The sequence below is a fragment of the Shewanella sp. HL-SH4 genome, assembly GCF_051164845.1.
Lineage (GTDB): Bacteria > Pseudomonadota > Gammaproteobacteria > Enterobacterales > Shewanellaceae > Shewanella > Shewanella glacialimarina.
This window is the reverse complement of record NZ_CP195037.1, coordinates 1,227,501-1,239,920: the sequence shown is the minus strand read 5'-3', so window position 1 is coordinate 1,239,920 and position 12,420 is coordinate 1,227,501. Positions and strand designations below refer to the sequence as shown.

The 12,420-nt window shown below is 41.2% G+C and carries 9 protein-coding genes, 1 tRNA gene and 1 rRNA gene (1 of these 11 cut by a window edge); 8 read left to right on the top strand and 3 right to left on the bottom strand.

All coding sequences use genetic code 11. The annotated features are described in order from the left end of the window. The first annotated feature begins 129 nt into the window (after positions 1–129). The 4 genes from brnQ (at position 130) to recJ (ending at position 5,119) form a co-directional block, all read left to right on the top strand. A complete protein-coding gene (gene brnQ / locus ACRWQL_RS06365; protein WP_226410926.1) occupies positions 130–1,461 on the top strand; it encodes a branched-chain amino acid transport system II carrier protein in 1,332 nt (443 codons plus the stop codon). A gap of 102 nt (positions 1,462–1,563) precedes the next feature. Next, positions 1,564–2,469, top strand: a complete 906-nt coding sequence (gene xerD, locus ACRWQL_RS06360) for a site-specific tyrosine recombinase XerD (RefSeq protein WP_434940090.1) — start codon at positions 1,564–1,566, stop codon at positions 2,467–2,469. Positions 2,470–2,595: 126 nt separating this feature from the next. Next, positions 2,596–3,318 carry a bifunctional protein-disulfide isomerase/oxidoreductase DsbC gene (gene dsbC / locus ACRWQL_RS06355; protein ID WP_226410924.1) on the top strand — a complete coding sequence of 241 codons (723 nt, stop codon included), beginning with the start codon at positions 2,596–2,598 and terminating at the stop codon, positions 3,316–3,318. Positions 3,319–3,394: 76 nt separating this feature from the next. After that, positions 3,395–5,119 (top strand): single-stranded-DNA-specific exonuclease RecJ, encoded by a 1,725-nt coding sequence (recJ, locus tag ACRWQL_RS06350; protein ID WP_434952802.1) that lies wholly within the window; start codon positions 3,395–3,397, stop codon positions 5,117–5,119. Positions 5,120–5,266: 147 nt separating this feature from the next. Here recJ and ACRWQL_RS06345 read toward each other — a convergent pair. Further along, a tRNA-Phe gene (locus tag ACRWQL_RS06345) sits at positions 5,267–5,342 on the bottom strand. 256 nt (positions 5,343–5,598) lie between these two features. After that, the gene (locus ACRWQL_RS06340; RefSeq protein WP_434928403.1) at positions 5,599–6,357 is read right to left on the bottom strand and encodes an outer membrane protein assembly factor BamD; all 759 of its coding nucleotides are present in this window, start codon (positions 6,355–6,357) and stop codon (positions 5,599–5,601) included. A 124-nt stretch (positions 6,358–6,481) separates the two neighbouring features. Between ACRWQL_RS06340 and rluD the strand changes: the two genes are divergently transcribed. The 3 genes from rluD to clpB all read left to right on the top strand — a co-directional run bounded on the left by rluD (position 6,482) and on the right by clpB (position 10,968). Beyond that, on the top strand, positions 6,482–7,456 hold the full coding sequence (gene rluD, locus ACRWQL_RS06335; protein ID WP_226410921.1) for a 23S rRNA pseudouridine(1911/1915/1917) synthase RluD: 975 nt from the start codon (positions 6,482–6,484) through the stop codon (positions 7,454–7,456). Between the two features lie 14 nt (positions 7,457–7,470). Further along, positions 7,471–8,238: a peptidoglycan editing factor PgeF gene (gene pgeF, locus ACRWQL_RS06330; RefSeq protein WP_434952801.1), complete on the top strand. Its 768-nt coding sequence runs from the start codon at positions 7,471–7,473 to the stop codon at positions 8,236–8,238. Between the two features lie 156 nt (positions 8,239–8,394). Further along, on the top strand, positions 8,395–10,968 hold the full coding sequence (gene clpB, locus ACRWQL_RS06325) for an ATP-dependent chaperone ClpB (protein ID WP_434952800.1): 2,574 nt from the start codon (positions 8,395–8,397) through the stop codon (positions 10,966–10,968). 84 nt (positions 10,969–11,052) lie between these two features. Here the strand turns inward: clpB and ACRWQL_RS06320 are convergent, their stop codons facing one another. Next, complete coding sequence (locus ACRWQL_RS06320; protein WP_434952799.1) at positions 11,053–11,487, bottom strand: DUF4124 domain-containing protein; 435 nt, start codon at positions 11,485–11,487, stop codon at positions 11,053–11,055. A gap of 898 nt (positions 11,488–12,385) precedes the next feature. Here ACRWQL_RS06320 and ACRWQL_RS06315 point away from each other — a divergent pair. Next, positions 12,386–12,420 (top strand): 16S ribosomal RNA (locus ACRWQL_RS06315) (it continues 1,510 nt past the right edge of the window).

The window sequence follows — 12,420 nt, the reverse complement described above, 5'->3', positions numbered from 1 at the left end:
TGTATTTAGATAGCTTAGGCTGTAAATATAATTTTACGATCTGTGACGTGTTCATTATTAGCAGTAGCTAAAATGAATTTGATCACTTAAGTTGGTTAAAGAACAAATACAACAAAAAGAGATGTTAACGTGCAAACAACTAAATTATCGATCATCGATACCTTTGGCCTAGGGTTTATGGCTTTCGCATTCTTCTTGGGTGCAGGTAATCTTATATTCCCGCCTTTTGCGGGTTTTTTAGCGGGTGAGAACATGTCACTGGCTATGGTTGGCTTTTTATTAACCGCGGTGGGAATGCCACTGATTGGATTGATTGCTGTAGCTAAATCCAATGGTAAAATTATGGCCTATTTGCCACCGTTTGCCGCTACAGCACTGGCAATTGCTATTTATATTATTATAGGGCCTGCATTTGCGGCGCCTCGAACCAGTTTGGTCGCCTTTGAAATAGGCGCACGTCCGTTTATAGCAGACCCTGATGCGGTGGTGATGATAGCGGGTCAAGCAATCAATATAGCCCAGCTGATATTTACCTTAGTGTTTTTCACGATTGTGATGTTTATGTCACTTTATCCTGGCAAACTTTTGGATAACGTCGGCAAAGTACTTACGCCTATTTTACTGACCTTGTTGGTTGCTTTAGCAATGAGTGTGATGTTTATCTCAGGCTCAACGGTAGGCTCTCCTTCAGCGGAATATCTGGCAAGTCCTTTATCAAAGGGGATTATTGAAGGTTATAACACTATGGATACCTTGGCATCACTGATGTTTGGTATGCTTATTATCGATTTACTGCGTAAAAAAGGCGTTAATAATGTTGCAGATCAAACCAAGTATCTTATCCGCGCCGCCATTATTGCCGCATCTGGATTGGCATTTGTGTATATATCACTATTCTTTCTAGGTGCTTCAGCAGGTGATTTAGCTAAGGGAGCATCAAACGGTGGTGTCATTTTAACTAATTATGTTGACCACAACTTCGGCATGTTAGGTATTGTTATGCTGTCTACAGTCGTTGGTTTGGCGTGTTTGACTACCGCGATCGGTCTGGTAACTGCGTGTTCTGAGTTTTTCAATGAGCTTCTACCGTCAGTATCATACCAACGTTTTGTGATTATTTTCAGTGTGGTGTGTGCCACTGTTGCTAACGTGGGTTTATCACAATTAATTATAATTAGTATTCCTGTATTGATGACGATTTATCCAGTGGCCATTGCATTGGTATTAGTGACTTTTATTACGCCACAATTTGCTCGACCTGAGTTGTCACAACGATTAATTCTAAGCGTTGCGCTAGCTTTTGGCGTATTAGATGGATTAAAAACCGGTGGCTTTGATATGTCGATGTTTAATTTCTTACCGTTACATGCAGAAGGCATGGCTTGGGTACTGCCAACCGCCATCGTTTCTGCGGTATGTTTGTTTTTACCTAAAAGTGATCAAACAACCTCTGCGGCATAAATGCTTATCAGCTAATTGCTTATCAGTAAGGATTGCTAATATTTGACCGCTAGATATGCTAACCTATAGCCAGCATATCTAGCGTGTTAAATAGAGTCTTACGTGAAATCAAATCAATACTCTCCGCACCCCCTAATCGAACAATTCATTGACGATATATGGTCAACAAAAGGCTTAAGCGATAATACGTTAGCATCGTATCGAACTGATGTAGCGCATTTCGAACGTTTTGTATTAAGTCAAAAGTCTTGCCTTGTTGATGCCGATTCATTGCTATTAAAAGCGTATCTCGCATATCGATTTGAGCAACAATATGCTAAAACCAGTACCGCAAGATTGATGAGTAGCTTACGACGCTTTTACGGTTATTTAATTGTGAATAAGTTGATTGATGTCGATCCTACAGCGTTAATTGAGTCACCTAAACTGCCACGCAAATTGCCTGATGCATTATCTGAAGCGCAAGTAGATGCTTTACTATCCGAGCCCGATATCGATGATCCAATCGAATGCCGTGACAAAGCGATGCTTGAATTATTATATGCAACAGGGCTGAGGGTGACCGAATTAGTGAGTTTAACAATGGAGCAAATAAGTTTGCGCCAAGGAGTCGTTAGGGTGATGGGTAAGGGCGGTAAAGAGCGTTTAGTTCCGCTAGGTGAATTAGCCATTAGTGAAGTCGAATTATATTTAAAAACCGCTAGGCCAACACTTTTGCATATGAAGCAATCTGATGTGTTATTTCCGTCGAGGCGTGCGCAGATGATGACTCGACAAACTTTCTGGCATCGCATTAAGTTATACAGTGCGCGAGCAGGGATAAGGGTACACTTATCACCACATACTTTACGCCATGCCTTTGCGACTCATTTACTGAATCACGGCGCTGATTTACGAGTTGTACAATTACTCTTAGGCCACAGTGATTTATCCACGACTCAAATTTACACTCATGTTGCTAAAGCTCGCCTACAGCAGCTTCATCAACAGCATCATCCGCGAGGTTAATCTATTGGGTAGCCTTTCGTTACATTAAAAAGCTTTTAGCATAGTTGCGTTAATCGTACTAAATCTGTAAGTTTTGCAATCAAAGTCGGGTCTAGTCATTTAATCCCGTGTAAATTAGGAATAATTATGAAGTTATCTAAAGCCTTAATTCTTGTCGCCAGTTTAGTTGTTCCTGTAATGAGCTATGCAGCAGCCACAACTGATACTGAAAATAGTGAGTTAAAACAAAAAATATCAGACATGTTAGGTGTTGAGGTGATGAGTCTTCAAGCATCGCCGATAAAGGGTATTGTGCAAGCGTTAACCGATCGTGGTGTGCTCTATATTACTGAAGATGGATCTAAATTGATCCATGGCAATATGTATGACCTAAATAACCGCATGAACAACTTAACTGAGGCTGCTTTAGCCGGGCCTCGCATAGATATGCTTAAACCACTTGAGAAAGACATGTTGGTTTATAAAGCTAAAAATGAAAAGCATGTGGTCACGGTATTCACTGATGTAGACTGCGGCTATTGCCGTAAACTGCACAATCAAATGAGTGAATATAATGACTTAGGCATTACGATCCGTTACTTAGCTTATCCTCGCGCAGGTATACCTTCTGCCAACGCCGATGAAATGCAAGCTGTATGGTGTGCTAAAGATCCATTGCAAGCAATGACAGATGCTAAAGAAGGTAAGAATATTAAAGCGGCATCGTGTGATATTGATATTAGCAAACAATTTGATCTTGGACGTTCATTTGGCGTTAACGGTACGCCAGCGATGATACTTGCAGACGGTAGTATGGTGCCAGGTTATCAGCCTCCAAATGACTTATTGAAAACCTTAGAATCTCGATAGTCAACTGACTAAGGTGAGCAATAGCTCACCTTTTTATTTATCGCTTTTTTCACATGTCACTGCATTAGGGTTTGTTTTGTCTCATAAAATCACTCGTCGTCTTCAAGTTGATGATTCACATCTTCCCGCTACTTTACCTCCCTTATTGAGACAGTTATATGCTCGACGCGGTGTGGGGCAAGATGATTGTGAGCTAGTGTTAGCTAAATTACTGCGTCCTAATACTATGAAAGGGTTAGATGTTGCCGCTAAATTAGTAGCCGATGCGATGCATGCTCAGCAGCAAATATTAATCGTGGGTGACTTTGATGCCGATGGCGCCACGTCTACTTGTGTTTGTTTACTTGCTTTGAGAATGATGGGCGCGACTCAAGTGGATTATTTAATCCCTAATCGTTTTGACTACGGTTATGGTTTGAGTCCTGAAATTGTCGCTGTTGCCCACAGTAAAAAGGCGCAACTACTTATCACGGTTGATAATGGTATCTCGTCTATAGATGGCGTAAAAGCTGCCAAAGCTTACGGCATGCAAGTGGTCGTGACCGATCATCATCTTGCGGGCAAAATCTTACCCGAAGCTGATGCCATTGTTAATCCGAATCAACCTGATTGCCAATTCGCCAGTAAATCAATTGCAGGAGTTGGGGTCGCTTTTTATTTAATGACAGCAATTCGTGCAGAGCTTCGCAGCCGCAATTGGTATGCGGTGCAAGGTATTATAGAACCTAATTTAGCTGAACTACTTGATATAGTCGCACTAGGCACTGTAGCCGACGTGGTGTCGCTAGACCCCAACAATCGTATTTTAGTTCAAGCCGGCTTACAACGTGTACGCGCAGGGCGTTGCCGCCCAGGTATTACCGCATTGCTAGAAGTTGCTAAGCGTGACCCGAGTAAGATTGTTGCTGCCGATTTTGGTTTTGCGGTTGGCCCAAGGCTAAATGCTGCCGGTCGCCTTGATGAAATGGCGTTAGGTGTCGAAACCTTATTGTGTGACGATATCATGCTTGCAAGACGAATGGCGGCTGAGCTAGATGGCTTGAATCAAGATAGGCGTTATATTGAAGCCGGTATGCAGCAAGAAGCCTTGAAAAGCTTACAAGTTATAGCACTGGATGAAGCGACGCTGCCTTGGGGGTTAGCTTTGTTTCAACCAGACTGGCATCAAGGCGTTATCGGCATTTTAGCTTCACGTATAAAAGATAGATACCATAGACCTGTGATCGCTTTTGCGCTGGCGGGTAACGGTGAAATTAAAGGTTCTGCTCGCTCAATAAAAGGCCTGCACATGCGGGACTTACTAGAGCGGATTAATTCATTACATCCAGGTATTATTATCAAGTTTGGTGGCCATGCAATGGCAGCAGGCTTGTCTTTAAGAGCTGACGCGCTAGAGACATTTAAACAAGCTTTTGATGATGTCGTTAGAGATATTTTAGATTATGAGCAGCTAACTGGAGAGTTAATGTCAGATGGCGAATTAGCTGCCGCTAACATGACCTTAGATACTGCCTTTATGCTGCGTAATGCTGGCCCTTGGGGCCAATCATTTGAAGAGCCGCTATTTGATGGTTGCTTCAATGTTGTGCAGCAACGTATTGTGGGTGAAAAACATCTTAAGTTATTACTTGAAACAGAGTGCGGTCAATTAATGTTAGATGGCATTGCGTTTAATGTTGATATGCAAACCTGGCCCGACGCGACGATTAAACAGGCTCGAGTAGTTTATAAGTTAGATGTGAATGAGTTTAGAGGTAATCAAACGGTTCAGCTTATGGTTGAGTATATTGAACCTATGTAAGTATTTTAGATTATATGCTTTGCTTGCAATAGCCAATCAAAGCAATTTGATTCAGTAAGTTATAAATTTCACATACAAAAAAGCATCGCATTGCGAGGCTTTTTTGTTAATCACTTTATTAGTCGCTTGATGCCACCAATTTAAATATGGTGCCCGAACCCGGAATCGAACCAGGGACACGAGGATTTTCAATCCTCTGCTCTACCGACTGAGCTATTCGGGCAACGGGGTGCAATTTAAGGTTTTCTAGTGTTTGAGTCAACCGTTTTTTATAAAAAAAGTTATTTTTCAACTTCAATGCTGAATTAAGCAGCGTTTAGACTAATCAATCAGCGGTCAGTGCTGTAAAAATATTCATTAATCATGAGTCATTTTACTGATATCTTTATGGCGTATTTATTTATCAACTTATCAACATGGTTAAAAAAACAGCCTCATAAAGAGGCCGTTTTAAATGACTTGACTTAATTGAGTAATAATTAATTAACTAATTCGTTATTAGGAAAATTGGCTTTCATCACAGTTAACGTGTTTTGTTTTAACTTGTCTTGACCAAGTTCGTCATAGGCGGTAGCCATAATTTCAAGCGCAGACTCAGCCTCTGGTGTACCAGGGAATTTTTCTAACACGGTTTGAGCGCGAACTGCAGCAGCACTCCAAGCATTCATTTTTATGTAATATCTTGCAACGTTGATAGAATAGCGCGCTAAACGGTTTTTCAAGTATTGCATACGCTTTTGAGCGTCAGCAGCATACTTGCTTTCAGGGTAACTTTTTATCAAGCGATCGAAGTCTTTAAAGGCATCTTGAGCGTTTTGAGGATCACGATCAGTACGGTCAATATTCATCATATCGTGAAATAAATAACTATCTGCCTGCATATTTGTTAAACCACGCATATAATACACGTAATCAATATTAGGATGAGTCGGATTCAGGCGTAAAAAACGGTCGATATTGGCGACACCTGAAGCAACATCATCCATTTTGTAATAAGCAAAGATCAGATCTAATTGAACTTGAGTTTTATGTGGGCCAAAAGGATAACGCGAGTCTAAAGCTTCTAGCGTTCGAACTGCTTTAGAATAGTTTCCTAATTCCATTGAGGTTCTAGCTTGAGAATAAAGTACGTCAGGAGAGGCTTTATTGGCAAACTCGTCATCTTCGGGACTGCTACTACAAGCGGTAATAGCGACTGAAAGTAATACTAGGGCGGCGCCTTTGGCTAATTTATACATACTTTAATTTAATTCTTTTATAAGTTGTGGTTAAGAATTTTTCCATTTCACGGTAAAATAGAAAACATCCGATTGTAACAGATACTACATTCACTTTGGACCCCAGAAAAGGGTTACGGTTCCTATGACACAAGAGATTAATCTAAAAAGCGAGATAACAGCAACACAAACAGGACAAAGAATTGACCAAGCATTGGCGATTATTTTTCCTGATTACTCGCGCACACGCATCAAAGAATGGATTTTATCCGGTGCAGTTACCGTAGACGGTATCATAGTCGACAAGCCGCGGGAAAAGATTTTTGAATCACAACTGATCGAAATCAACGCCAAGCTTGAAGAAGAAGTTCGCGCTCAAGCGCAGAACATCGCTTTAAACATTGTTTATGAAGATGATCACATCATAGTGGTCAATAAACCTGCTGGTCTTGTCGTGCACCCAGGTGCGGGTAATGCCGATGGTACTTTGATGAATGCATTATTGCATCATTGTCCTGATATTGAGCATGTACCACGTGCTGGTATTATTCATCGCCTCGATAAAGATACGACTGGCTTGATGGTTGTTGCTAAAACAGTTGAAGCGCAAACGCATTTAGTTGCCGCGCTACAAGCCCGTGAAATTGTGCGTGAATACGAAGCCATTGTAATTGGTACTATGACAGCGGGTGGCACTGTAGATGAGCCTATCGATCGTCATCCTACTAAACGCGTACAAATGGCGGTAGTTAATGGTGGTCGCCCTTCAGTAACGCATTATCGTGTTGCGGAAAAATTCCGTGCCCACACTCGGTTACGTTTACGTCTTGAATCAGGTCGTACTCATCAAATTCGAGTTCACATGGATTATATTGGTCATGTGTTGGTTGGCGATCCTGTTTATGGTGGTCGTCCTCGTCCGCCTAAAGCCGCTAGCCCAGAGTTTTTTGATATATTGAAAAACTTTAAACGCCAAGCATTACACGCAATTCGTTTAGAGCTTGCGCACCCTATCACCTGTGAAATCATGAGTTGGAAAGCGCCAATACCTGAAGATATGTTGCTTTTGACTCAAGCAATGCGCATTGATACCGAATTAAATCCAATAGTGTATTTATAATTGTGTATATATAAATGCTGAGACCCAATTGGCCTTTACCTAAAAATGTCGCTATTGCGTTTACTGACCGTCATGGTGGGAGTAGTTGTGGCCCCTATGACAGTCTAAACCTAGGATTACATGTAGGAGATAATCCTCAAACGGTATTGGCTAATCGGCGTCTACTTTTATCTTCACTTGCGTTACCTTGCGAACCTTTGTGGTTAGAGCAAGTGCATGGTGTTGAGGTGGTGTCTATATCTCAATTAATTAATAGCATTAGTGTTCCGTTAGCCGATGGCAGTTATAGTGACCGGTATGGCCAAGTTTGTGCGGTAATGACGGCAGATTGTTTACCCGTATTACTGTGCGATAAACAAGGTCGACAGGTTGCAGCTGTGCATGCTGGCTGGCGCGGTTTATGTGCTGGGGTTATTGAGCAGGCTGTAAAGCATTTTTCAGTACCTGCATGTGAGTTAATTGCCTGTCTAGGCCCCTGTATTGGACCCAGTCAGTTTGAAGTAGGAGCAGAAGTGCGCAGCGCATTTATGGCTAGCGCAGCTATTGATACTACTGATGTTGAACTTGAAAAGGCCATTGCAGACTGTTTCATCCCTAGAGTGAATACAACTGATAAATATTTGGCTGATATGGTTGGTTTAGCAAAAGTGCGTTTACTTCAGCTAGGTATCGAAACCGTCTATAGTGCTGATGAATGTACCGTATTAAACAACGACTACTTTTCTTATCGTCGAGATAAGGACACTGGCCGTATGGCCTCATTGATTTGGCTAAAATCTTAATCTCACCGCTTTTTGTTATTTTGTATAAAAAATAATCCACCTTTTTATACCTCATCATACTTTGTTAGCTTGAAATCTCACTACTATGCCCCCATATTTTAGATAACAGCATATCCCAGCGGATATCTACTTTTTGTATTAGATGTAGGAGGTTATATGAGACTCGACCGTATGACGAATAAGTTTCAAATTGCTATTTCTGATGCGCAATCATTAGCATTAGGACGGGATCATCAATTTATTGAACCTATCCATTTAATGATGGCTCTACTTAATCAAGATTCTGGCTCAATTCATCCATTACTGACTCAAGCGGGCATGCGTGTCAGTGCATTACGTTCAACCTTAAGCCAAGAATTAGAGCGCTTACCACAAGTTGATGGAACTGGCGGTGATGTACAGTTGTCGCAAGGCCTTATTCGCCTGCTTAATTTGTGTGACAAGCTGGCTCAGAAACGCAAAGACAAATATATCTCATCTGAATTATTCATTCTTGCAGCACTTGAAGGTAATGACGCGTTAGCTAAAGCGCTTAAAGATGCTGGCGCCACCAAAGAGTTAATGGAAAATACCATCCAACAAATTCGCGGCGGTCAAAAAGTGGATGATCCTAATGCAGAAGATCAACGCCAAGCGTTGAAAAAGTACACCGTCGACTTAACCGAGCGGGCAGAACAAGGCAAGTTAGACCCTGTTATTGGTCGTGACGATGAAATTCGCCGCACGATTCAGGTATTACAGCGCCGTAGTAAAAATAACCCAGTATTAATTGGTGAGCCTGGTGTCGGTAAAACTGCCATCGTTGAAGGGCTTGCTCAACGAATTGTTAATGGTGAAGTCCCAGAAGGTATTAAAAACAAACGGGTATTGTCTTTAGACATGGGGTCGTTAATTGCAGGGGCTAAATATCGAGGCGAATTTGAAGAGCGCTTAAAAGCAGTTCTGAATGAGTTATCCCAAGAAGAAGGCCAAGTGATTCTGTTTATAGATGAATTACATACTATGGTCGGCGCGGGTAAAGGTGAAGGCGCAATGGATGCTGGCAACATGTTAAAGCCCGCATTAGCCCGTGGTGATTTACATTGTGTGGGTGCCACAACCTTAGATGAGTATCGCCAATACATAGAGAAAGATGCCGCACTTGAGCGTCGTTTTCAAAAAGTGCTGGTGGACGAGCCTAGCGTAGAAGACACAATTGCCATTTTACGTGGTTTGAAAGAGCGCTATGAACTTCACCACCATGTTGAAATTACCGACCCAGCCATTGTTGCCGCTGCAACTATGTCTCATCGATATATTTCGGATCGTAAATTACCTGATAAAGCCATCGATTTAATTGATGAAGCTGCTTCAAGCATTCGCATGCAGATTGATTCTAAACCCGAATCTTTAGATAGATTAGAGCGCCGAGCTATCCAGTTAAAGCTAGAAGAGCAAGCGTTAGCCAAAGAAACCGATGATGCAAGTCGAAAACGCTTAGATCATTTGCAGGTTGAACTAAAAGATGTTGAATTGAGAGCATCAGAGCTTAATGAGATTTGGCATACCGAAAAAGCCGCATTGGCCGGTACTCAGCATATCAAAGCCGATTTAGAACAGGCCAGAATGGATATGGATGTTGCTCGAAGGGCTGGGGATTTAACCCGTATGTCTGAGCTACAATATGGTCGTATCCCAGAGCTAGAGAAGCAATTAGATTTAGCCTCTCAAGCAGAGATGCAAGACATGACATTGCTTAGGAATAAAGTCACCGATGTTGAAATTGCTGAAGTGTTATCAAAATCAACCGGTATTCCTGTGTCAAAAATGCTTGAAGGGGAGCGCGAGAAGTTATTGCATATGGAAGATGCACTGCATGAGCGAGTGATTGGGCAGAATGAAGCCGTTGATGCTGTGTCCAATGCTATTCGTCGAAGCCGAGCAGGACTTGCCGATCCCCAACGTCCCATAGGATCATTCTTGTTTCTAGGCCCGACAGGTGTTGGTAAAACAGAGTTGTGTAAATCGTTAGCTAAGTTTTTATTTGATACCGAGTCGGCTTTAGTGCGCATAGATATGTCAGAGTTTATGGAAAAGCACACGGTTTCTCGCTTAGTTGGTGCCCCTCCAGGATATGTAGGCTATGAAGAAGGTGGCTACTTAACTGAAGCTGTGCGTCGCAAACCTTATTCGGTCATTTTATTAGATGAAGTTGAGAAAGCCCATCCAGACGTATTTAACATTTTACTGCAAGTGTTAGATGACGGTCGCTTAACCGATGGGCAAGGTCGTACAGTTGATTTTAAAAATACTGTGATTATTATGACCTCGAATCTAGGATCAGATCGTATTCAAGAAAGTTTCGGTCGTGTGACTTATGAGGAAATGAAACAAAGCGTTATGGATGTAGTGATACAGAATTTCAGACCTGAGTTTTTAAATCGGGTAGATGAATCGGTAGTGTTTCATCCACTTGATGCTAGCAATATTAAACACATTGCCAGCATTCAGCTTGAACTGCTACGCAAACGTTTAGCTGAAAAAGAGTTTGATCTGCAAGTATCTGATGAAGCGCTATCGTTAATTGCTGAAGTAGGTTTCGATCCAGTTTATGGTGCAAGGCCATTAAAGCGAGCTTTACAGCAAGAAGTGGAAAACCCTTTAGCGCAAAAGCTACTCCGTGGGGATTTAATTCCGGGTAAAGTCATTCAAGCTAATGTTGAGCAGGGCAAGTTGGTGTTTGTGCAGTAACTTCATCTTTTACTAGGCACATAAAGAAAGGGAGCATTTAGCTCCCTTTTTTAAATTTAGATTAAATTTCACTGCAGTGAGTTGTTAATTGCAAAAAAGCTTCACTCTTTGTTCATTCTCAGTTCTAGCCGCTTGCTTATCCTCTTCTGTCATAGCAACAACTTCACCGGTTTTAGGATCTTTTTTAGTGAGCCGATTATATGAGCCAAGTAAATCCATGCTGTGTTTAGCACTCTCACAGATTGATTCGGCTTGCTTAGCGTCTTTCTCTTTAATTAATTTTGCCGATTGAGCTAAATCAGACTCAGGCTCTACTTCAACGGCCTTTCGTTTTGGAGTTGCCGTACCAATTTTCTGAGGTTCTAGATCATCACTAGTAATGCGCTGAGCCTCAACTCCCTTTGGTGCTTGCTGACTGTAATGGACAACACCACTACTATCTGTCCAGGTATAAATAGTCGCGGCAATACTTGATGAGAACATAAGCAGGCAGGTAACTAATAAAAGTAATTGTTTCATGTAAGCATCCAAAGGTTAAAGCTGAAATATAAAAGTATCTTTGATAGAACAAAAATATGTTATCTAAAAGTAAAAACCAACTTATATTTACTATTTATGGTGAGTGTATAAGAGTGCATTAGATTAAGACGCAAAAGATAAGGGGATTTACTCACTGCTAATCCTTTTATTCCAGCTGGGTTAATAACCCGTAACTAAAGTATCTACTGCAAATAAACCAACTAGTGACAAAATCACTTAGTACAAACTAAAAAAACACATTATTCAGAGTAAACTATACCTTCTTAATCATATATAAGAAGGTATTTTCATTTTTAGAGGCGTATTCGCTCGCCGCTAACATTGCTTTATCGAACTTTATTGATGCAAAATGAGATGTAATAGTCACTTTTTTGCGCGTTTCGTCCAAAAAACACCCCGTCAATGCCGTTTTGATAAAAAAATTATTAAAAGCCCTTGCACTGCCTCAGAATCTCCCTATAATGCGCATCCACTGACACGGCACAGCGCGAAAGCAAAGTAGCGAGTTAGGTTGATTTGAAAGGATAAAAACTTCGGTTTCATCATCAAATCAACAGCGAAAAGAAAGTTTGAAAAAACACTTGACGCTGACAACAGGGTCTGTAGAATACGCAGCCCAAGCCAACGACCTAGCGTCCAACGGCGATGTTTGAAAAATTAACATCAACGCTCTTTAACAACTTAAACAAGAAATCTGTGTGGACATTCACAGGTATTGAGTTATTCGAAATTGCTTCTTCTTAGGAAGAGCAATCAAAAAATTTAAACTCAATGCAACGATGAATGTTCATAGAAATATGTACAAAAAGACTTTGTTAACTTCGGTTGATAAAGCAATCAGAATTCATTGAGCCGAATCGCAAGATTCAAAAAACTTTAATTGAAGAGTTTGATCATGGCTCAGATTGAACG